This is a genomic window from Hymenobacter montanus, assembly GCF_014699115.1.
In the GTDB taxonomy this organism is placed as follows: Bacteria; Bacteroidota; Bacteroidia; order Cytophagales; family Hymenobacteraceae; genus Hymenobacter; species Hymenobacter montanus.
Window position 1 is genome coordinate 23,823 of sequence record NZ_JACXAD010000032.1, and the last position, 22,532, is coordinate 46,354.

The window sequence follows — 22,532 nt, forward strand, 5'->3', positions numbered from 1 at the left end:
GGTCAGATAGACAAATAAGAGCGAAAAGACTAAATTCTTACGGAATATTCAACTAGCTAGTTCATTTAATTGATCTGCTTCAAAATAGTATTAAAGCACGATGTTAACTGCGCAGTGTATATCTTTGACTAGCACTAGGTAGTCAATGATGACGCGGCTTTGTTCTTTACTAATGCGGCTGCTAGCCAGTGGTGTTTTGCTCGCCCTCGCGCAGCAGGCAGTGGCACAGCCATCGCCTGCTGTTACCGACGCTATTCGCCATAAATTGGCAACCCACATCCCGGACACTACTCGCCTGCGCTTGCTCAATGAAATGTGCTATGCCTTGCACAACGAGCACCCGGACCGCGCCGCGCCCTACGGCGAGGCTGCGGTGGCCCTGGCCCGGGGCCTGCCCACTCCTGTGCAGACCCCGGGCCTGTTGCGCAGCCTTCTGATCCTGGCCAACTGCTACGCCAACCTTTCGAATGGGCCCGATGCCCTGACCCTGCTGTCGGAGGCGGAAATCCTGGCCCGTAGCTTACGCAACACCAACGCCCTGGCTCGCCTCTATACGCTGCAGGGCCGCATCTACCACGAGCGGCAGGATTCGGCCTTGGCCTGGCAGCACTACCGACGGGCTCTGCAACTAACCACGCAGGCTGGCGCCAGCGTCGCTCCCCGTACCCGCATGGTGCTGTTAGGAAACATGGGCAACCTTTCCTTCGCTCGCCAGCAATACGGGCAAGCGCTGCATTTCGACTCGCTGGCCCTGGGCCTGGCGCGGCTCGAAGGCGACTCGGCAGCGCAGTCGAACTATCTTTCCAGCCTGGCCACCTACCACCTGCAAGTCGGAAACCTGGGGCGGGTCAAGCGGCTGCTTACCCAGGCCCTGGCCATTAGCCGGCGCCAGCGGGCCGGGCGCAACCAGGCTCGCCAGCTGATTTTATTCGCTAAGTATTACAGCCAGGCCTATGAGCCGGAGCGGGCCGCCGCCGCCACCCGGGAAGCCCTCAAGCTGGCGCGCCAAAGCAACGACCTCGAGCAGGTGCTGGACGCGTACCGCCTCTTGTCGGCCGAGGCCGCCAAAGAAGGTAATTACCTAAAGGCTTACGAGTGGAACCAACGCTACGTGGCGCTGAACGATTCGCTGAACAGCCGCCAAACCATGCGGGCCCTGGCGGCGGCCCAGGTTAGCTTCGAAGCCCAGGAACGCGCCCGCCGCCTGCGCCAGCTCACCCGGCAGCACGAGGAGCAGGTGTGGCACAGCCACTTGTTGGGCGGCGCCGTAGCGGTACTCACCATCGGCTTGCTGATTTCAGCGTGCCTCTACCGCAACCTGCGCCGTAACCGGGCCGCCCTGGCCGCCAACAACGCGGCCCTGGAAAAAGCTTCCTCTGAATTACGTAGCGTGGCAGTGTTCAAGGACAAGCTCTACGCCATTGTGGCGCACGACCTACGCGGCCCCGTCACGGCCTTCGCCGGGGTTACCAGCCTGATTAACTCCTACATCGCCGACAACGACCGCGCCAGCCTGGCCCAGTTGCCGCAGCTGGTCGGACAAGCCGCCGACAGCCTCAACCATTTGCTTGACAACGTATTGAACTGGGCCGTAAGCCAGACGGGCGAGTTGGATTGCCGCCCCGCGCCCTTGCTGGTGGCGGAGCTGTTTGCGGAATGCCAGGCCCTGTACCAAACCACCGCCGCCGCCAGCCGACAGCAATTCACCATCGCGGCTCCCCCCGACCTGCTTTTGATGGCCGACCGCAACATGACCCGCACCATTCTGCGCAACCTGGTGGGCAATTCCCTGAAATTCATGTCAGCCGGAGGCCACGTGCACCTGGAAGCCGCCCCCGACCCGGATGACTGCCGCATGGTGCTGCTGAGCTGCACCGATACCGGGCCAGGCATGAGCACCGCCACCGTTACCTCGCTCATGAACGGCCCGGCCCTGCCCGAAACCATGGACTCATCCCACGCGACTGGCTTAGGGTTGGGGCTGGTTCTGTGCCGCGCTTTCGTGCACCGACACGGTGGTACCCTGGTTATTCAGAGCCGCCCCGGCGCGGGCACCAACGTAACCGTGAGCTTACCAGCCGTACAGTGTCATAAAGTAAGTAGTGGTTTGATGAATGCGTAAGGACAGCAAAATGGCCCGCTGCCTTCGTACAAGCAGGAGAGCGGGCCATTTCACCGCCGCCCTACCAGATTACCACCCGGGCCGAGTCGGGCCGGTACAGTTTTTGGCCGGGTTTGATGCCGAAGGCTTCGTAGAAAGCCGGCACGTTGGCCACCGGACCATTCACGCGGTATTGGGCTGGCGAGTGAACGTCGGTGAGCAGTTGCGTGGCCAGGCGCTCGTTGCGCATGTGCATCTGCCAGCCCAGCGCGTAGCCCAGGAAGTAGCGCTGCGTAGGCGTCAGGCCGTTGATCTTCTTGCCCTCCTTGTACTGCCGGGTCTTTTTGAACGCATCGAGCCCAATGACGATGCCGCCCAGGTCGGCGGTGTTTTCGCCGGCAGTAGCCTTGCCGTTGATGTGCAGACTGTCGAGCAGCGTGTAGCCGTTGAACTGCTTCACGATGCCATTCACACGCTCGTTGAAGCGCCGGCGGTCCTCCTTGCTCCACCACTCGTGCAGGTTGCCATGAGCGTCGTACTGGCTGCCTTCATCGTCGAAGCCGTGGGTGAGCTCGTGGCCAATGGTGCTGGCGCCGGCGTAGCCGTACACCAGGGCGTCGTCGGCAGCGGCGTCGGCCAGCCCAGGCACGGCGAAGGCCGCGGCGGGCAGCACGATTTCATTGTTCGCGGAACTGTAGTAGGCGTTGTAGGTCTGCGGCGTCATCTCCCATTCGGTGCGGTCGACGGGCTTGCCGAGCTTATCCAGCTCGTAGCGGTACCCCCATTGGTTGGCGCGCATCACGTTTTCAGCTAGAGAGCTGCGGTCGATTTTCAGGGCTGAGTAGTCCTTCCACTTGTTGGGGTAGCCCACTTTAAGAGTGATTTTGCGGAGCTTATCCAGCGCGGCTACTTTGGTAGGCGCGCTCATCCAATCCACTCGCTGAATGTGCTCGGCAAAGGCCGCTACCACGTTTTTCACCAGGGTGTCGTAACGGGCCTTCGTTTCGGGTTTGAAGTACTCTTTCACAAAAAGCTGGCCCAATGCATCCCCCAGCGCATCTTCCTGCTTGGCCAGCACCCGCTTCCAGCGGGGCCGCATGGCCGTAGCGCCGTTCAGCACCGTGCCGTAGAAACGAAAGTACTCATCCTGAAACGGCTGGCTGAGGTCTGAGGCAAAGGCGCGGGCTACCTTCCAGGTGAGATAGGCCTTCCAATCGTCCAGCGGCGTGGTGCGGAGTACTTGGCCGACGGTTTGATAGAATTCCGGCTGGCCCACGATGACCGTGTCCGGATGGGTGAACTCCAGCTGGCGCAGCCAGGTATTCCAGTCGACGCCGGGCGTTAGCTTATTGAGCTGCGCGATGGTCATTTTGTGGTAGTTGGCGTAGGGGTCGCGCAAAGCTTCGAGCTTGCGGGAAGATTTAGCCAGGACCGTTTCCAGGGCCATTACCCGGGCGGCGTTGGTCCGCGCCAGGGTCGAATCCTGGCCCAGTAGCCGCAGCGTAGTAGCCACGTGCCGGAGGTACTCCCGCCGGATGTTTTTGGTGCGCGAGTCGGCGTTGAAGTAGTAGTCACGGTCGGGCAGGCCCAGGCCCGCTTGCCACAAATACACCGCCATCTTGTCGCTATTTTTAGCGTCTTGCATCACCGCCAGGCCAAGGAGGGCATCCACGCCCAGCGGAATTTCGTGGGCGATGACTCCCGGTACCTCAGCCACCGTTTTCATGGCCGCGATGCGAGCCAGCTCCGGCTTGATGGGCGCCGCTCCGAGCTGGTTGGCCTTCACCGAGTCGATGCCTACGGCCCAGAAATCCCCGATTTTCTGTTGATTGCTGCCGGCCGGGGCGTTGGCCGCCGCGGCCTCCATGCTCGTTTGGCGCAGGCGGGCGTAAATATCCTTTTGTACCTCGTTGCTAATGCCCCAACTGCTCTCCGAAGCCGGGATGGGGTGGTCCTTGAGCCAGGTACCATTGGCGTACTGAAAGAAGTCGTCGCCGGGCGCCACGGTGGTGTCCAGGGCGGCGTGCAGCAAGTCCGGCTGGTTATCCGCGCTGGCCGTTTTCAGGGAGTTCGATGGACAGCCGGTGATAAGGACAGTCAGCAGAGGCAACAGAAGCAGGTTTTTTCTCATGCGGGGAAATTGTTGGATCCCGCTATAGATGTCAAAGTTCTCCCGAAGTTGCAAATGGGGATTCCCTCGGTGAGTTCCGTGCCAACCCGCTCAACCCTATAGGATAAACCGAGTGCTTAAAAAGCTGCTGGCCTGCTCGTTCACGATTTCATTCAGGATGCGCTTGTTGGCCTCGGTTTGCTTGGTCGCTACCACCGTGCGGATGCTGAACGAGCGCAGGGCATCGTGTACCGACAGGGTGCCCTCGGCCGAATCTTTGCGGCCGGTGAAGGGGAAGGTGTCGGGCCCGCGCTGGCACTGGGCATTGATGTTGACGCGGCTCACCTGGTTCACGAGCTGGTCGACCAAGTGAGCTACTTCGCACGAGTCGCGGCCGAAGATGCTCACCTGCTGGCCGTGGTCAGAATCGATGATATACTGAATAGCTTCGTCGACGTGGGCGAAGGAAGCGACCGGCACCACCGGGCCAAACTGCTCTTCGCGCCAGAGCTTCATGCCGGCCCGCACGGGGTATACTAAGGCAGGGTAGACCAGCGGGCCGGCGGCCGTGCCCCCGCCTTCGTTCACGATGCGGGCTCCTTGCGCCTGGGCATCGGCGAGGCACTCGGCCAGGTAGCCGGGCTTTTGAGGCTCGGGCAGCGGGGTGATGTTTACTTGCTCATCCCAAGGCATGCCGGGCCGGAGCTGGTTGATTTCCGCGCCGAGCTGCTGTACAAACTCTTCGGCAATGGCCTCGTGCACGAAAAACAGCTTGAGGGCGGTGCAGCGCTGGCCGTTGAAGCTCAGGGCCCCCAGCAACGATTCTTTAACTGCCACCTCCAGGTCGGCGTCGGGCAGCACGATGGCTACGTTCTTGGCATCGAGCCCAAGAATGGCGCGCAGCCGGTTAGACTTGGGGTGCAGCTTCTTGAGCGAGTCGGCCACCCGGCTGCTGCCGATGAGGCCCAGCACGTTGATCTTACCCGACGCCATGAGGGCCGGCACAATCGTGTTGCCGCGGCCGTACACGGTGTTCACCACGCCCTTGGGAAACGCCTCGGTGAAGGCTTGCAGCAGCGGGTAGTGCAGCAGGGTACCGTGTTTCGGCGGCTTAAAGAGCACCGCGTTACCCATAATCAAAGCCGGAATGAGCATGCAGAACGTTTCGTTCAGTGGGTAGTTGAAAGGCCCCATGCAGAGCACTACCCCCAAGGGCGAGCGCCGAATCTGGCCAATGATGCCTTCTTCGATGATGAACCGCGACGAATCCCGGTCCATTTCCTTGAGGGCGTCAATCGTGTTGCGGATGTAGTCGATGGTCCGGTCGAACTCTTTCTCCGAATCGGCCGCCGACTTCCCGATTTCCCAGAGCAGCAGTTGCACGATTTCCTTTTTGCGGGCCACAATGAGCCGGGTAAAGTGCTCTACGGCCGCAATGCGCTCGCCTACGCTTCGGGTGGGCCACTCGCCGCGGCCGTGGTCGTAGGCGCGGACGGCGGCCTCGAGGGCCCGGAGGCTTTCGGCCTCGTCGAGCAGCGGGTAAGATCCGATGACGATGGGCAGCAGGCTCCCGTCGGGCTGACGCAACTGAATGGGTGAGAGCACTTCCTGGGTGGGGCCGGCCCACTGGCGCAGCTCGCCATCGAGCAGGTACTCGCGCTGGTGCAAGGGTTCGGGCCGGCGCCAGGCGGCGGGAATAGCGGCCTCGTCGGGCGGGAACAGTTCGGTGAGGCTGGTGGTAGTGATGGGCATAGCAGGATTCTGATTGTGCAGCGCGAACGTACGAACAAGTACCTGGCTACGAAAATGTGCTTACGCCGGCCGCCAGCAGCAGGGTTTGCGGGAGCGTAGGCGAGCGACGCACGCAGAAGCCGTATGTTAAGGCGATAATTAGAGCGGTTCTCCAGTCAGGGCACCGTTTTACAGGGATTAAAAAAACTGACCAGTAGATTTTTACTTCCTTTCTCCTATGCGAAAAATGCTCTAGCTTTTCATTATGCCACTCCGCCTGCTGCTCCTGCTCAACTTCGCCACTGCCGCCTACCTCACCGGTCTTATTTGGACGGTGCAAGTGGTGCATTACCCCGGCTTTGGCCTGGTGCCCAAAGAGGCCTGGGCGGCCTTTCACGCGGCCCACACCCGCCGCATGAGCCAGGTAGTGCTGGTGCCAATGGTGGTCGAGCTAGGGCTGGCCCTCTGGCTGGCGTGGGCGGGACGAGCCGCTCTGCCCAGCGGAGTCGGCTGGTGGAGCCTGGTACTGGTTTTACTGATTTGGGCCGCCACCTTTTTCATCTCCGTACCTTTTCATAACCGCCTGGCTCAAGGATACGACTACATTGCCATCGATGGCCTCGTCCGCACCAACTGGCTGCGCACCTTAGCCTGGACAGCGCGGCTCGTCCTGCTAGGCTGGATACTGGGGCGCTAGCGAAATAATCAAGGCACAGGACCGGGCACTGCTCTGATTATTTCGCTAACGCCCCCAGTTCCGGCAACGAAGGGGCACTAGAGGTCCCGCGGCGCTGGCAGCTGCCTTACGGCAAGGGTACCGCTAGCTAAGCTGATTGGCTCAGCTTCCTCACCCTGCTGGTTTACTGCGCGGGCCGGCTTTTCTCACGGACCGCCCGGAACTCCGAGCTTTCTTTCCACTGCGGGAAAGTGGTTTCGCTGGCTAGGCGCTGGCCCACCCGAAACAATAAGCGGGCGTCCTGCTCGGCCCCACGCAGGTCCCACTGGGGGTCGTACTGGTCGGCGGGCTGGTGGTAAGCCTTGTCTTCGAAGTCCTTACGTTGTTTCTCCGCGAACTCTTTGCCGTGGAGGCGGCTTTCAAACTGTCCGCTGGCGTACAAGGCCGGAATGCCGACTTTGGCGAAACTGAAATGGTCGGAGCGGTAGAAGCCACCCGTTTCGGGATGCTGATAGGCGATGACGTAGCGATTTTGTTCCTTGGCGGCAGCGCGGGCGTAGTCGTCGAGCTCTGACTGGCCGTAGCCGGTGATGGTCACGTCGCGCATGGGGCCAAAGGCTAGCAACTCGTCCATATTAATGTCGGCCACGGTGTTGGGCACTGAGAACAGGGGGTGTTCGGCGTAGTACGCGGAGCCTAGCAAGCCCTGCTCTTCGCCGGTTACGGCCAGGAAGACGATGCTGCGAGCGGGCTTCTCTTTAGCGTGCACGAAGCCATTGGCAATGGCCAGCAGGCCGGCACAGCCGCTGGCGTTGTCGAGCGCGCCGTTATAAATCGAGTCGCCATTGATGGCCGGGCCGATGCCGAGGTGGTCCCAGTGCGCCGAGTAGAGGATGTACTCATTGGGCCGGGTGGTGCCGGGCACCACGGCCACCACATTTTTAGAGGTCTTACGCGTGATTTTATTGTGCAGCGTAGTGCTGAAGTTCAGGCCCAAGGGGCGGGCGCGAAAGCCCTGCTTGTTGGCGGCGGCGTAAGCCTCCTCGTAGCTTTGGCCGGCAGCCCCAAACAGCCGCTTGGCGGCGTCAAGGGTCAGCCAGCCTTCCAAGGCGACTTTGCTGGCGCCGTGGTCGGGCGTTTGGGGGTGCAGCTTGGCGCCGCCGTTGCTGCTTTGCACCACCGTCCAGGGGTAAGAGGCGGGCTTGGTGTCGTGGATGATAAGGATGCCGGTGGCACCATGGCGGGCCGCCTCCTCGTACTTATAACCCCAGCGGCCATAGTACGTCATGGCCTTGCCTTTGAACATGGTGGTGTCGTTGCCGGCATTGCCGGGGTCGTTTATCAGCACCACCACGGTTTTGCCCTTGCAGTCGAGTCCGGCGTAATCATCCCACTTATACTCAGGAGCCACCACGCCGTAGCCGGCAAACACCAGGGGCGAATTTCGGATGGCCACCGTGGGTTTTTCCTGCTCGGTGAGCACCATGTAGTCGGTGCGGTACTTCAAGGTCAGGCTTTGACTCTTGCCGGCAATTGTGGCCGTAGAGTCGGGGGCTCCAGCTATTTCCACCAGCGGCACCGGCTGAAAATAGGTGCCATTAGGGCCGGGCTTGAGGCCGAGCTTTTTGAATTCCGCGGCCAGGTAGCTGGTGGCTTTTTCCTCGCCCGCGGTAAACGGCCGCCGGCCCTGAAACTCGTCCGACGCCAGCACCTTGATGTGCTGGCCGATGAGGGCGGCCGTGATGCCATCGGCGGGGGCGGCCACGCTGGCCGTGTCGGTGGGGGCAGCTTCTGTTTTGTCGTCGGCTGCCGTTGTCGACGACGATTTGCCCTGGCAACCGGCTAGTAGTAGGGCGGCGGTGACCGGTACCAGCCCGCCACGCAACGTTGATAAGCGCATGAAGTAAAAAGTTAGGTTATTCGCTGGCCGCAGCCCCAAGCAACACGCTCAGTGGCAACCTGCAACCCAGGGTCGGGACAGTTGCCGCGAATGTAAGGCACAAATCTCCGGCTTACCATTCCGCTTTCCGCAACTTTCTGGCCTTCTCCAATTCGCTCGTCAGCCCAGCCCGGCGGTGCCCTCCAATGGCCCAGCGCAAACCAGTAATTCGGTCTTCACGTAGCAAAATCTCCGTAAAAGCCCGGCTCGCAACCCGTAGTAACCCGCAAGCAGGGCCGGGCAGCCCTGCCGAAATTTGTATCCTCAGCGTTCAAGGTTCAAGCTACCGCTCTATGCTGGTTGTTCATCACGAAGCTTTACCAGAGGGCTACCTGCTCGTTTTAGCCCCCGACCCGGCCAGCCCGTCGGTAGTGGAGCTGGCTCATCACCTGGGCCGAGCCTGTGGGAGTGGCAAACCCGTAGTTTGGGTTAATTGTCGTTTGCTCGATGCGGTTTCGAGCCTGACGGCCCAGTTATTGCAGGCCTGTCACCACCGCCTACACCAGCAGCGGGGTCAGTTGGTGCTGTGCCGCGTGTCTGAGCACCTGGCGCAGTCGCTCCGCCAAGCCTTCCACCAAACCCAAACGAATGCTAGCGCGGGCCCGACGTACCCTCTCGACGGCACTGCCCCGCCAACGGGCCCAGCCGAATAAGCCAGCTTCTCCCGCTTGCGGTTGTCCAACAATTCTCGCGTATTGATCATGCCTTCTTCCTACTTTACGTCCCTACCTCCCGGCCTCAACTCCGAACAATGCTTGCTCTGGGCCCGCCGCGAGCACGTGGCGAATTGCGCCGTTGAGTTTCTAATCACCCACAACCGGCCACTCGAGGGCCCCATCCTTACCCACTTGCAGCACTACGTCAACGGCGAAATAAGTTTGGGCCAAGCCATTGGCCGTATTGTCGACCACTTGGCCCAGTCGCCCGGACGGACATAACTCAATCGTCAGCCCTGCCCGACCGTCCCCGAAAAAAAAAGGAGTCCCGACAACCCGCAAGTTCTTTGCCGGTTGCCGGGACTCCTTTTTAGGAGAAGCTAGCTACAACGCTTTGGCATTGAGGTAGTTCTTAGCCAGCTCGTTCAGCTTCGTGTCCGTGAGCTGCTCTTCTTCCAGGGTCTTGCGAAGCAGGTCGGCAGCCTGGTCATGGCCCAGGCGCTCGGCGTAGTGGGCGGCGGTGCCGTAACCCGCAATTTCGTAGTGTTCGATGCGCTGCGAAGCGGCAATCAAAGCGGCATCCATTACTTCGTCGGTAGCGCGTTCCGACATGGTTTCCTGGCCTTCGGCAACCAGCCCGGCCATGGCTTTGCAGGTATGGCCATCAAGGTCGAGGTCCAGCGCCTTGCCGATGCGGGCCAGGCGCTCTATCTGCTGCTCGGTTTCGCGTAAGTGCCGCTCGAAGCCCGCCCGCAGGCGGCCGTCCTTCGCTTTTTCAGCCATCATGGGCAGGGCTTTAACCAACTGGTTCTCGGCGCTATACAGGTCCTTAAGCTGCATCTCGAACAGGTCGTCGAGGGTTTCTAGTTTGTCAAACATAATAAGAAGAGATAAGGTGTGGAGAGAGTGTTTGCACCCGTGGCGGCAGGCCTAAAACACCGCCGCCCGGCTGGGTACTCTACGTCTTAGCCGCTGCCATGGCGACGAGCACTGGTTCCACCCCCAGACCTTCCCTATCCTTTCACCCTGGTACTTATCTAATTTCTATGCGTTGATAATCAGCATACTGTTGCAAAAATCATTCGGTTATCAGTAATGCAAAGCGAAAAATACGGACTCAAAAAATACGTATTTTTTCGAAATCCTAAGGGTAGCCTCCCCTGGCAATGGATAACCAAGTGGCTACGACCAGCTCCAAGCCCGAGGCCTGACGACTCTCTATGAAAGGGTGCCCAGCAGGAAGAAAAACAGCAGCTGCGTGAGGTAGACCAGCGGCACCAACGGGTTGACTCTGGTGAAATGCGCCCGGCTAAACAACATTTGCAGCACGCAGGAAAAGATAAACCAGTCGCGGAAGTTTTGCAGGGGGATAACGTCGGCGGTCCAGTGCCAGAAGTGGTACTGGCTGGCCACGGGCTCTATGCACAAGTCGAAGCCGACCATCAGCAGGGCCGCCAGGATGGTGCGGGGCAGTTCGGAGAGGGGCAGGTAGCGGGCCAGATGTCCGCACACATACGTCAGCACCAACCAGTTGAGGCCAATAGCCAGGGGCACGCCGGACACCTGGTAGCCCAGCGTCTGGCCGTAGGAGTAGTGCCCGAAGAACCGGCCGGTGAGTACCCCAATCACTTCGGCGGCAAAGCCGAGCAAGCTCACCGAGAAGCAAAACCCCCAGAAGTTAACACCTTGCTCCCGCTCGAAAGCGAACAGCAGCGCGGCCGTGAGCAGCAAGGTAAGCGGCGTGAACCGCAGGTAAAACTCCGGGTTTTTCGAGAAGGCCAACCCCACAAAGCCCGTGATGTGAAACAGCAGCACGAGGCCCTGGGCTACGCGCAGCCGACGGATTTTCGCGGCCGGGAGCGGCTCAGTATAGTCAACCATATGGAATAATGTGGGTCGAAGAATGTAGCGTGAGGGGGTGAAACGGAAAAGCAAGTCTTCCCGACGGAAAACGCGGCCTTGCATCACTCCTTATCTAGGCAGAGCGGGTCACTCTTCATTGATTAAAGACGAAACTATTTTGGCCGACAGCAGGCACAGCGGAATGCCGCCGCCCGGATGCACCGAGCCGCCGCAAAAGTACAGCCCCTCCAGCTGGCCCGAAAAATTAGGATGCCGCAAGAACGCCGCCAGCGCGTTATTCGAGGAGCTGCCGTAGAGCGCTCCGCCAAACGACGAAGTGTCGGCCGCGATGCCAGGGGGCGTCCAGACTTTCTCGGCCGCAATTAAGGGCTCGATGTCGGTCCCCAACGCGGCGGTTAACTTGCCGAGCACCGACCGACGCGTTTGGGCCGTCAGCGCCTCCCAGTCCTGGCCTTGGTCGTGGGGTACGTTCACCATCACAAACCAGTTTTCGTGGCCGGTTGGCGCGTCGGTCGGCGTTTTTTTAGAAGTAACGTTGACGTATACCGTCACGTCGTCGGCCACGGTTTGTTCCTGGAAGATAGCTTGAAACTCCCGTTGGTAGTCTGCGGAGAAGAAGATGTTGTGCAGGTCCAGCTCCGGAAACGCGCGGGTGATGCCCCAGTAAAAAATCAGGGCCGAGGACGAGCGGGGTTGGCGGAGGGTGCGCTCGGGTGCGGGCTGACGGGGCAGCAGGCGGCGGTAGGTGGGCACGACGTCCATGTTGCTCACTACCCGGCCAAAGTCGTACACGTCGAGCGCGGTGCGCACGCCCGTGACGCGGCGGCCGGCGGTAATGATTTCCTCGACCGGCTCGTGGTACCGGAACGTCACCCCAAATTCCTCCGCCAACCGGGCCAGGCTGCTGGCAATGGCGTAAATGCCGCCTTCTGGGTAAAACGCGCCGATGCCGTGCTCCAGGTGCGGAATCATGCTCAGGGTAGCGGGCGCCTGGTAGGGGTCCGAGCCATTATAAGTGGCGTAGCGGTCGAACAGCTGCACCAAGCGCGGGTCGGCAAAGGCCTTTTCGTGGCGCTGGTGCATGGTGCCCAGCAGGCCCAGGCCGGGCACGGCGGCCACGGCTTTCAGGGTTTCGGTGCTGAGGTAGGTGCCGGCCTTGTGCAACGACTTGTGCAAGAACGTGCCCGCCGTGGCTTCGTAGTTCCGGCCGCTGCGGGCCAGGAACCGGGTAACCGCCGCCGCCGGAGTACCCAGCGTGGCTTCTACCTCGGCCGCGAAGCGCTGCGGATCGGCCCACGACCGGAGCCGGGTGCCATCCGCAAAAAAGTAGTTGGTGATGGGGTCCAGGCGCTCGTAGCGAAAGTAATCGGCCGGCTCGCGGTGGGCGAGCCGAAAAATATCGTCCACCAGTTGCGGCAGCGTGAACAGCGAGGGTCCGGCGTCGAACCGGTACCCACCCGGCAGGCTGAACTGGTGCATCTTGCCCCCAAACGTGCCGCTGGCCTCGAACACAGTTACGGCGTGCCCCGCCACTGCCAGACGCACCGCCGTGGCCAGCCCGGCCACGCCCGCGCCGATAATGGCCACGGGTTGTTTAGCAGATACGACGGCTGCCCGTCGGCCTTTGATTTGCTTCACAGAGTACAAATTGATTTCGGAAGCAACAGCCCCGCTGGTACTGAGGTTCTGGCGCAGGAAAAGCTGTTCGGTTAGCGGCGCAGGAGCAAAACACCGTCAGGTACGGACCGAACAGCTTTTTCCCCCATCTACCGGCCTATTCCACCGCCAGCACCAGCCCCTTCAGGTACGCACCCTCCGGGTGAAATAAGCTTACCGGATGGTCGGCAGGCTGGGTGAGGCGGTGCAGAATGCGGGCGGGCCGCCCGGCCTCGATGGCCGCGGCCAGCACGGCGCCCTCAAACAGCTCTGGGCTCACCACCTGCGAGCAGCTGAAGGTGAACAACAGCCCTCCTGGGGCGAGGTGGGCAATGCCGGCCGCGTTCAGCCGCTTGTAGCCCATCAGGGCGGCGTGGCGGGCGCCCATGTGCTTAGCGAAAGCAGGGGGGTCGAGCACCAGCAAATCGTACTGAGCCGAGTGGTTTTTGAGAAAGCCCAGCACGTCGTCGGGGTAGGCGGCGTGGCGGTCGGCGTGCCGCGAGAGCTTGGCGTTGCGTTCGGTAAGGGCAATAGCCTTTTTACTGGAATCGACGGAATGCACCAGCTCGGCCCCGGCGGCGAGGGCGTACACCGAGAAGCCCCCCGTGTAGCAGAAGGTGTTGAGCACGCGCCGACCGGGCGAGTAACGAGCCAGCAGGGCGCGGTTGTCGCGCTGGTCGATGAAGAAGCCGGTCTTCTGGCCGGTCTCCCAATCCACGGCAAACTGGTGGCCATTCTCGTGTACGAGGTGCTCGGTGCCGGTGCTTTCGCCCAGCAAATACCCGTTTTGGGCGTCAGGCGCGGCGTTGCCGGGCACGGTCTCGGCGCTCTTGTCGTAGATGGCCCGCAGCTTCGGGCCGAACACGGCTTGCAGGGCCGCCGTAATGGCCGGGCGGGCCCGGTACATGCCCACGCTATGGGCCTGCACCACGGCTACGTCGCCGTATACGTCGACGATGAGGCCGGGCAGGCCGTCGCCCTCGGCATGCACCAGGCGGAACACGTTGGTATCGGCCGTACCCGTGAGGCCCAGGCGCTGACGCAGCTGGTAGGCCTCGCTCAGCTTCTTCTCCCAGAATTCGGGCGTGGGCAGGGCGGCTTGCGGGCCAAAATCCAGCATTCGCACGGCAATGGAGCCGCCCCCGGAAAAGTGCCCTACCCCCAGCAGCTCCCCGTCGCTGGCCTCCACGCGTACGGGGTCGCCTTCTTGAGGGTCGCCCTTCACGCGGGCAATGGCACCCGAGAACACCCACGGGTGGCGGCGGCGCAGGGAGTGGTCTTTTCCATTTTTGAGGACGATGACGACGGGATTCAGCATAGGCCGGCAAAGGTACGGCGCCACTTTCACGAACTTTGTCCGGCTTTCTTGCCGCGAGTGCCACCAGGTAGGGCTACTTTCCAACTCGCGGCTCACTCCGGCGCGGGCGCTGTACCAGAAATCAGTTTTTCGGCCGTGTCGGTACCGCTCACCCCCTACCAGCGCCCCGACGTGAGAATAGTGCCTGACATGTAATTACGCTTTGCCAAACCACCGCCGGTAAATGGGCCGGCGCCACGCGAACTGCGCCCACATAGCCGGATACAGTAGCACATCAAGCAGCGGCGAGGCCGTGCGGTACTCCAGGCTGTCGATCACCACGCTCGAGCCGTTGGGCCCCGGCTCAATCAGGTGGCGGTGCCGCCAGTAGCGCAGCGGCGGCGGCAACTGCTGGCCTTCGTCGACGAAGAACAAGGTACCGTCCGGCAGTTGGCCGTCGTCCACAATCAGGGCGGTCCAGCGCAAACGCTTTACCAGCAGGTTAAGCTCGATGTCGACGTGGTCGCCGGTGCGGCAGCCGTCGAAGCGCAGCACCCGCAGCCGGGGAAAGGGCGGCGCCAGGGCTTCGAAAAGCGCCCGGGTGAAGCCGGCCATGACCTGGGCTGGCGGCTGGACCACGGCGGTGCGGAGGATGAAGTGCATAGATCGACGAGAGAAAGAGGCAGCAAGGCCTATTTCGAAGGCTAGACCACGGTGGTCGGAGCGCGAGTCCGAAAAGGAAAGGGGTGACGTTGATGAAATGTGGGCTAGGGCAGAGGTGAGACCTTCAGGCGACTGGGAAAAGGCCGTTGAGATAGGCGCTGACTTGGGTATGAAAAGCCTGGAAACTAGTGGAGCGGCTGGCGAGCCATTCGATATCCATTCCGGCGGCGAGATGCTCTACGATAGGATTGGAATGCTTGGTAGAGCATTTCTTGGTATTGTAGACAGCAAGTTTAGCTTCGGGTCGGGGTTGAGTTTCAAAGCTTTCATTTTTGGTGGACTTGGGGTGATCCAACCGCCTCTTCAGGTACCATAACCAGTGCTCTATGCATTGTACAGGTATCGATAACATAGCCTGAGCATCGTGCTCCCGCAGGCGCCGCTGCATCTCGGCTTGTTTTTGTTGAAAAGCGGTGACGTCGTAGTCGTCCAAGTCGCGCCCTATGAAAAAACAATGCTGTCGGTATTGTGACAACCCTATTGCACAAACCTCATCAAACTGGGCATCAACCTGGTGTTTGTTAACTGCCTTATAACGGCGAGCAAAATCAGCGTCGTATTCAAAGCGCCACGGCGAGTTGGCCGTTACGGCAACCAAGTAGTGATGTAAAAACAACCGTTGTGCGTCATCTTCTCCAAAAAACCCGTAGCGTAAGATACTCATGCGGGTACCCCTCCTAAAAAGCCCGACACCCAATGTTCGCCCAGAGAATCGATATAGCGAATGGGCTTTTTGCCTTCCGCTACTAGCCGCTCGTTAGTCTCGTTGATGAGGTCGCCTGCGTTGTGAATAACCGTTTCGCCCTGCTCGCGGTCGAATACCGAAATACATTCGGGAATATCGGCGAAATGATCCACCACATACGGACTGTGTGAAGTGAGGATAATCTGAATGTCACGCAACCGTGCTAGTTCGAAGATAAAGTCCATCACCTCCTTAATGCGGCGGGGATGGATGCCTTTCTCGGGCTCCTCTAGCAGCAGTAGCTTTGGCGGGTTGGGCTGGTGCACGATGCACAGAAGGGCGAGAAAATAGAGGACGCCTTCGGAGACTTCTTCGGCCCAATAGGAATTGCGTTCAGAATCAAAAAACTTAATTTTTAGATTTCCTGAGAAAACAGGGTCTGGCGGGGTAGAAACCGATACAAGATTACCTACACATTCAGCAAAGTCTTTCTTCAGTTGACCGAATCGAGCATCATCATTCTGACTAAGTGTATTGAGGAAGTTAGCAATATTTGCTCCCCTTGCGTCAAGAAAGGGTTGGTTAGAAAGAGGATCACTCACCTTAAATAAGGCCGGCTCAATTTTATAGACAACAGCATTCCTTAATCTCTCCCAGAGGCGGTAGAATACGGAAGGAAAAGCCTTGAAATCAGGCTTGGCAGTACTTAGGTCCAGTGCTTTGCTAGAGTTAAGAAATGTATTTACAAATGCTGCTTTTAACTCAGTTATTACCTCCTTTTTACTAATGTGGTATTGGCCCTGAACAGAATAGTTAACCTCACAAAACTCCTCATCTGATACTTGTTCAAGCAGTTGAATCCATATCAGTGGAGTAAAATAGTCTGGTTTAGCTGCTCTAGGCAGGTTTTGCTCGTACCATTCAACGGATAATTCCTGCTCAACAGGATAAGCGGCAATCCGATTAGACGCAAACTCTATCCCCTTCAAAAAATTCGACTTCCCCGAATTATTAGGGCCGATAAACAGATTGACTTGCCCCAGCTTTACCGAGGCGTCGCGGATGCTGCGGAAATTCTGAATGCGGAGGGACGTAAGCATAAGGCGAAGGTATGTAGGGAGAACGGGTAGCGCCGCATTCTAGCGCTGGCTCATTGAACGATGCTCAAGCAACACGCACTACGCCAAGGTGCATCGCTACCTCAGTAACCGCTATTTAACCCAGCAGCTCCTCAATGTCCGCCCGCGTGAGCTGCTTAATTACGGCCTCATCCGTCGCAATCAGCTCGCTTACCAGGGCCAGCTTGCGGCGCTGCAAGGCCAGGATTTTCTCCTCCACCGTTCCTTGGGTGATGAACTTGTACGTAAACACCGGGCGCTGCTGGCCGATGCGGTGGGCCCGGTCCACGGCCTGGGATTCCACGGCGGGGTTCCACCAGGGGTCGAGAATGAAGACGTAGTCAGCAGCCGTGAGGTTGAGGCCCACCCCGCCGGCTTTGAGGCTGATGAGGAATATTTTCAGGTCCTCCGTTTCCTGGAAGCGGGCCACTTCAGCGGGCCGGTCGCGAGTAGCGCCGTCGAGGTAAGCGTACGGCAGCTGGCGCTCGTCGAGGGCCGCCCGCACCAGGGCCAGGTGCTGCACGAACTGGCTGAATAATAAAACTTTATGCCCCTCAGCTACTACGTTGCGAATCATGCGCAGCACTTCGCGCAGCTTGCCCGATTCGTGGTTGTAGTCCTCGTCGGCCAGGCGCGGATGGTTAGCAATCTGGCGCAGGCGGGTCAGGCCCTGCAGGAGCAGAAACTGGGTGCTGGCCGGACCGTGCTCATCGAGGTTACGCAGAATCTTGTTGCGGTAGAAGCTCTTGGTTTCCTCATAGGCATGGGCCTGCTCCTCAGTCATCTGGCAGTAGCTGAGCTGCTCGGTTTTTTCGGGCAGCTCCTTGGCCACCTGGGCCTTGTGCCGCCGAAGAATGAAGGGCTTGATAAGGGCGTGCAGCCGCCTGGTACGCTTTTCATCCTGGTCTTTCTCAATGGGCTTGAGAAATTCCTTGCGAAAGAACGCCTGCGTCCCCAGCAGGCCGGGGTTGATGAACGACATCTGCGACCAGAGGTCCATCGTGCTGTTCTCGACGGGTGTGCCCGTCAGAATGAGGCGGTGCTTGGACCGCAGCTGCCGCACGGCCTGCGAGGTGGTACTCGATGGGTTTTTGATGGCCTGCGACTCGTCCAGAATCACGTAATCGAACTTGTAGCTGGCCAGCAGGTCGGTGTCGAGGCGCACAATGCCGTAGCTGGTCAACACCAGGTCATAGTCGGCAAACCGGTCGGGATTTTTGTCGCGGTAAGTGCCGGTATAGGCCAACACGCGCAGGCCGGGCGTAAATTTCTCTGCCTCATTCAACCAGTTGAAAACCAGGGAAGTAGGCAGCACCAGCAGGGAGGCCGCCCCCTGAGCTTCGCCACTTTCGCGGCGTTGCTGTAGCATAGCCAGAGTCTGGACGGTATTGTGCGTCAGCACAAAATTATCCGTCACGTATAACCGGTCAGGCGCATCCACTGAGATGCACTGGGCGGGCATGACGCCCACCAACTCCACTGCTTTGATGCCGCGGTAGGGCTGGTATTTGGTTTTAGGACGGTACAAAGCCGCTTTGCGCCTCAGCCGGAACGGCTGAATATGGGGCGGCAAGCTCAGCGTGAGAGTGTAAGCAAGCTGCCCGGTGCGTTTCTCTCCCAAGTGGGAGTACGATGGCGCCCTCGCGCTTTGCCTTATGGTGCCACCCAGCGATTGCACCAAAAATGTGACCCCCGCAATCAGCTGAGGCGAAATGGAAGAGAACCGGCATACGTCGCCCCCTGCCGACACGTAGCCGTCCGAATCCATCAACCCCTGCAATATGGCCAAACGCGTCGCCACATCATTGTAGAGGTAAACTTCGGGAATGAACTTGGTCAGTGACCCTTTACCTTGCAAGCCCAGGCGCCGAATGTGCTGCATCAGCTCATTTGTCCAGCCGGCCACGTTTTTCACAAACGTATAGTCGTAGCTGAGGCCCTGCCGACGCATGGCCAGGGTGGGCGGCAACTCCCCGGCCACGTAATTCACAATTTCAGCGTCGCTGGTTGACAGCCCAGTGCTGTTTTGCCGAAAGCAACCGTCGCCCAGCAGCAGGCCCATAAAATAGGGGTCGACGGGCACCGACTGTGGGTCCAGCTCTACGGGTTTCACCATCGGCACAAACCACTTCGGGTTGCCGTGGCGGTCGTGCAGGTCGGCGCTTAATTCCCGCAGGGTCTTCACCTGATAGGCCTGGCCCCGGTATTTCTGTACGGGGCTTCGCACGGCCCACAAATGCTCGGCGCAGCACTCCGCCGTGGAGCCGTCAGTAAAAGTGACGCGAAAAATTTCCTTCTCGCCTTGGGGGAACACGCCCGTTATTCGGGAGGTATGGCCCTGCGAGTTGATGATGGAATCACCGAGGCGCATTTGTCCCATCGGCTTCCAGCCGGTAGGAGTCAGAATATTGGCATGTAGCGGTTGGGCTTTCCCCAGGCCCATGTCGTCGGCCAGGCAGCCGCCAAAATGATAGTCCTGCACGAAGCGCAGCCAGTTGTAGCCGGCCTTTTGGTAGGGGCGCAGCTCGCCCAGGAAGCCAGCGGGCAGGGGGTGGTCCTCCACTTCGGCGAAGTCGCGCAGCTTGGCCAGCTTGCGGCCCATGCGCACGGTGGCCAGCTCGCTGCTCTGCAAATCGGCCACCAGGGCCAGGTGGTGGCGGCGCAGGTTCAGCCCTTCAGCGGTTTCTTCGCCGAAGGCAAACAGCTCCAGGTAGTCCGTAAACCACTCCTCGGGGATGATGGCAATCTGGCCATTGGGCAGCTTAAACTCGCGGCGCCGCTGCAAAATGTGGCCGCGCAGCCGAATAAACGGTACCTCAATGTCCCCAAACCGTACCGTGCCCCTGACATCGAACCAGTCACCAGCTTCCTGAATACCCACATGGACGCTCGTTGGGCCGATGAAGTAGCTTTTGGTGGCAGTAGCCGCGGCCTCTATCGTGTAGCCCAGCTCGGTTAGGGCCGGCGTATTGTCGGACAGCCATTTAAACGCCTCCCCTTTGGGCAGCGTGGCGTGGCCATTCTCTACCGTGAGCTGGCGCTCGCGCAGCTCCGCCACGGTGGCCTGCTCCTGCTCCTGGTTGCGCAGCAAGCGGTGGAACACATAGCTGTCGGCCGTTTTCTCCAGGCGCACGCTCACGGGTTTGTCGGTGCCCAGCGCCATAAGGTGAGGCCCGTAACGGAAGCTCAGCTCGAAGTGAATCTGCTCGGTCTCGGTACCGGTGAGCAGGGGCACCGCGGGTTTGGGCAGCGGGATCCGGCCCCGGCGTGGCGGCCCGGGCGGGCGCACGGGAACCTCGGGCACCGGCGCGGCGGGCAGAGCATCGCTGAACGTAAGCCGGGGGCGCGCCACGTAGCGCTCCGAGCGAATGTCGAAGCCCCGGGCGTGGACCTCGAACGATTCCATGAGCGGGGCCACGAACTTCTGGAAGTAGCTCTCTTCTACTTGCCGGGGCACGACAATGAATTTTTTCTTCAGAAACGGCAACAGCTTGCGCCCATCCACCTCGGTGCGGAAGGAGTAGAGCAGATTACCCAGCAGCAACCAGGCCGGCTGCAGGCACACCAGCACGGCGTCCTTGTACTGGAAGTCCAGCCGCTGGCTCTGGTACTGAATGGTTGGGAAGTAATGCGTGCCGTCCTCGTTGCGCCGGAAGTGAAACAGGATAGAAGCCTTGGCCGGGGCCAGACCGATTTCGCGCCAGGTGGGCTCCCCATCACGCCCCATGATGAACACCCGCTTATTGGCCAACTGCGCCAGGATGCCCGCCATACGCTTTTGCACGTGTCGGGAAATAACCTCCTGCAGGGGCTTATCGCCCTTTTCGGCGTGGTAGACTTTCAGGAAGAATTCGGCCGTGGCGATTTTACGGGGCCAGAACTCCTTCACCACCGCTTCCTGCTGAATCTGGTCGCACAGCTCTACCAGCTCGAAGTCGATCGCGTCGAGGCCCGCGGCGAACTCGTGGGCGTTTTTGCCCGAAACGGTTTGGTGCTGCAGGGTTAGCTGGCCCCGCGGACCAAGCTGCACCACGTAGGCGGCGAACAGATGGCCGAGGAACTCGTGCTCGAACAGCGAGTAAACAATTTGAAATGGCTCTGCGGTAGAAACTTTCATAACCGGACATGCGGAAGGCGCAAGGTAGGGCTGAAAGCGGAAATAGGCACGGGAAAACTTCGCGACCGATGTACAGAATTACGGCCTTGCAGCTTCGGCGCCCGGGAAGGCAGCGGGTGCTACAGGTTCTCGCGCACGTCCAAGTTGCTCGCATTCAAAGCGGGCCGAATGCTGACGGCTAAGGTGATGAGAATGATGGACAGACAGATAAATACAATGTCCGCCGCCTCCATCTTCACCGGGTAGGCATCGACTACACTCGTGGCCATGCCCATGCTTACGAAGCCGAAACGCTGCTGGAGCCAGCACAGGGCCACCCCAACCACCAGGCCCGCGGTGGCACCCACCAGGGCCACGATGGCCCCCACCAGCAGAAAGGTGCGCCGCAAGGTGGTCTGATTAGCTCCCATGGCCAGCAGCACCGAAATGTCTTTCTTCTTATCGATGACGAGCATCGACAGCGAAAAGAAGATGTTGAGCGAAGCAATGAGCAGAATAAGCGTGAAGGTGATGAACACGAACAGCTTCTCTATTTTGATGGCCTTGAACAAGCTCACGTGCTGCTCATCACTGTCTTGCACCTTGAAGCCGGGCCCGAGCATGTGGCGCAGTTGTTCTTTCACTTCATCAACCTCGAAGCTTCGGCTCACCTTCACGTAAAGAGCCGTGCGGCGGGAGCCGTAGCCGAGCAGGCGTTGCGCAAAGGTCAGCGGCACGAAGATGTAGCTATCGTCGATGTGCTGCTCGATGAGAAAAACGCCCCCGGCAATTATGTTCTGCTCATTGAAGGCTTTGTCGGGATTAAGGCTCAGGGTTTTGCTGCCGGGCGTATTGCGCGGATACAGCAGCCGCATCGGCGTCAGGCGGTTGTTGAGCGTGATGCTCAGCTCGTGCTGTACGCCGGCCCCCACCAGGGCCAGTTCCAGGCTGTCGCGGCGGAGGCGGTGGTCGCCCTCCCGAATGTTTTCGTCGATTGGGCTCTGGCCAAAGTAGTTGTCGGAGAGGCCGCGCATCTTCACCACCATCTGGCGGTCGTGGTACTGCAGCAGGGCATTGTCTTCGATGACTTCAGTGAGCAGGGCCACGCCGGGCATCTTTTCAAGCTTCAGCAGGAACGCGGGGGCCACGTCGAAGGCCTTGCCCTTGGTAGCCGAAATCACCAGGTCGGGGTCAGATTTGCCGTAGAGGGTGCGGACCAGGTCTTCCAGCCCGTTGAACACCGACAGCACGATGATGAGCGCGGCCGTGCCCACCGCCACCCCCACCATCGAGATGTTGGAGATGATGGTGATGATGTTGCGCTTGTTCTTGGAGCGGAAATAGCGCTGGGCAATGAGCAGGGGAACGTTCACGGGCGGGCGTTAGCGGCAGCAGGCAAGGCGAGGCATTAGCTGGCCGGTCGCATCAGCCCGTCCATAAAGTCTTCCAAGCGCTTCAGCCGTCCCTCGTGCTGTTTCAGCACCACTTCGGTCAGGTCCTTGATGTCCTTTTTCATGCCCCGGATTTCATCCAGGAAGATGATGTTGAACTGGTCCTGGCGCTCGTTAAACTTTTCCTGACGGTCATTAAACTTCTCCTGACGGTCAGTCCATTCCAGCATGCGCTGATTGAACAGGCTTTGCCGCTGCTGAAACTGCTGGCTGTCCTGCCGGGTGCTGCGCACCTCCCCCACGAGCTGAAGCAGCAAGTCATTGGTGGTGACGGCCTGAGCATCCTGCCGCTCCAGATGGTTGAGTAGCGCTTCCATAAGCTTCTGAAAATTGTGAGGGTCCATTGGCGGAGAAGTTAGCGGGCGGTAAACGAACAAAGGCAGGAACTAAGGTACGGGCTTTTGCCGGGCAACCACGGAGCCAATTCGCT

The 22,532-nt window shown here is 59.9% G+C and carries 17 protein-coding genes; 4 read left to right on the top strand and 13 right to left on the bottom strand.

Annotated features, from left to right (window positions below; genetic code table 11):
* Positions 1-265: 265 nt before the first annotated feature.
* Positions 266-2,122: an ATP-binding protein gene (locus IC235_RS20455; protein WP_191007073.1), complete on the top strand. Its 1,857-nt coding sequence runs from the start codon at positions 266-268 to the stop codon at positions 2,120-2,122.
* A 61-nt stretch (positions 2,123-2,183) separates the two neighbouring features.
* Here the strand turns inward: IC235_RS20455 and IC235_RS20460 are convergent, their stop codons facing one another.
* Positions 2,184-4,232 carry a M13 family metallopeptidase gene (locus IC235_RS20460; RefSeq protein ID WP_191007074.1) on the bottom strand — a complete coding sequence of 683 codons (2,049 nt, stop codon included), beginning with the start codon at positions 4,230-4,232 and terminating at the stop codon, positions 2,184-2,186.
* A 96-nt stretch (positions 4,233-4,328) separates the two neighbouring features.
* Positions 4,329-5,963: an NADP-dependent glyceraldehyde-3-phosphate dehydrogenase gene (locus tag IC235_RS20465; protein ID WP_191007075.1), complete on the bottom strand. Its 1,635-nt coding sequence runs from the start codon at positions 5,961-5,963 to the stop codon at positions 4,329-4,331.
* 244 nt (positions 5,964-6,207) lie between these two features.
* On the opposite strand from IC235_RS20465, the gene IC235_RS20470 reads away from it, so the two are divergent.
* A complete protein-coding gene (locus tag IC235_RS20470; RefSeq protein ID WP_191007076.1) occupies positions 6,208-6,639 on the top strand; it encodes a hypothetical protein in 432 nt (143 codons plus the stop codon).
* A 163-nt stretch (positions 6,640-6,802) separates the two neighbouring features.
* On the opposite strand, the gene IC235_RS20475 is transcribed toward IC235_RS20470, so the two are convergent.
* Entirely contained in the window at positions 6,803-8,518 is a 1,716-nt protein-coding gene (locus IC235_RS20475; protein WP_191007077.1) for a M28 family metallopeptidase, read from the bottom strand.
* A 332-nt stretch (positions 8,519-8,850) separates the two neighbouring features.
* Between IC235_RS20475 and IC235_RS20480 the strand changes: the two genes are divergently transcribed.
* Positions 8,851-9,210 carry an STAS domain-containing protein gene (locus IC235_RS20480; RefSeq protein WP_191007078.1) on the top strand — a complete coding sequence of 120 codons (360 nt, stop codon included), beginning with the start codon at positions 8,851-8,853 and terminating at the stop codon, positions 9,208-9,210.
* A gap of 48 nt (positions 9,211-9,258) precedes the next feature.
* On the top strand, positions 9,259-9,495 hold the full coding sequence (locus IC235_RS20485) for a hypothetical protein (RefSeq protein WP_191007079.1): 237 nt from the start codon (positions 9,259-9,261) through the stop codon (positions 9,493-9,495).
* 102 nt (positions 9,496-9,597) lie between these two features.
* Here IC235_RS20485 and IC235_RS20490 read toward each other — a convergent pair whose 3' ends face one another.
* The 10 genes from IC235_RS20490 to IC235_RS20535 all read right to left on the bottom strand — a co-directional run bounded on the left by IC235_RS20490 (position 9,598) and on the right by IC235_RS20535 (position 22,446).
* Positions 9,598-10,092, bottom strand: a complete 495-nt coding sequence (locus IC235_RS20490) for a YciE/YciF ferroxidase family protein (protein WP_191007080.1) — start codon at positions 10,090-10,092, stop codon at positions 9,598-9,600.
* A gap of 339 nt (positions 10,093-10,431) precedes the next feature.
* On the bottom strand, positions 10,432-11,094 hold the full coding sequence (locus tag IC235_RS20495; protein WP_191007081.1) for a carotenoid biosynthesis protein: 663 nt from the start codon (positions 11,092-11,094) through the stop codon (positions 10,432-10,434).
* Between the two features lie 108 nt (positions 11,095-11,202).
* A complete protein-coding gene (crtD, locus tag IC235_RS20500) occupies positions 11,203-12,714 on the bottom strand; it encodes a 1-hydroxycarotenoid 3,4-desaturase CrtD (RefSeq protein ID WP_317173621.1) in 1,512 nt (503 codons plus the stop codon).
* A 136-nt stretch (positions 12,715-12,850) separates the two neighbouring features.
* On the bottom strand, positions 12,851-14,050 hold the full coding sequence (locus tag IC235_RS20505) for a class I SAM-dependent rRNA methyltransferase (protein WP_191007082.1): 1,200 nt from the start codon (positions 14,048-14,050) through the stop codon (positions 12,851-12,853).
* A 195-nt stretch (positions 14,051-14,245) separates the two neighbouring features.
* Complete coding sequence (locus IC235_RS20510; RefSeq protein WP_191007083.1) at positions 14,246-14,692, bottom strand: SRPBCC family protein; 447 nt, start codon at positions 14,690-14,692, stop codon at positions 14,246-14,248.
* A 124-nt stretch (positions 14,693-14,816) separates the two neighbouring features.
* Positions 14,817-15,416 carry a hypothetical protein gene (locus IC235_RS20515; protein WP_191007084.1) on the bottom strand — a complete coding sequence of 200 codons (600 nt, stop codon included), beginning with the start codon at positions 15,414-15,416 and terminating at the stop codon, positions 14,817-14,819.
* Positions 15,413-16,537 carry an AAA family ATPase gene (locus IC235_RS20520; protein ID WP_191007085.1) on the bottom strand — a complete coding sequence of 375 codons (1,125 nt, stop codon included), beginning with the start codon at positions 16,535-16,537 and terminating at the stop codon, positions 15,413-15,415. The genes IC235_RS20515 and IC235_RS20520 overlap by 4 nt, the downstream gene beginning before the upstream one ends.
* Before the next feature lie 115 nt (positions 16,538-16,652).
* A complete protein-coding gene (locus tag IC235_RS22715; RefSeq protein WP_191007086.1) occupies positions 16,653-20,672 on the bottom strand; it encodes an SNF2-related protein in 4,020 nt (1,339 codons plus the stop codon).
* 119 nt (positions 20,673-20,791) lie between these two features.
* Positions 20,792-22,024 carry an ABC transporter permease gene (locus IC235_RS20530; RefSeq protein WP_191007087.1) on the bottom strand — a complete coding sequence of 411 codons (1,233 nt, stop codon included), beginning with the start codon at positions 22,022-22,024 and terminating at the stop codon, positions 20,792-20,794.
* 35 nt (positions 22,025-22,059) lie between these two features.
* A complete protein-coding gene (locus tag IC235_RS20535) occupies positions 22,060-22,446 on the bottom strand; it encodes a hypothetical protein (protein ID WP_191007088.1) in 387 nt (128 codons plus the stop codon).
* Between the last annotated feature and the right edge of the window lie 86 nt (positions 22,447-22,532).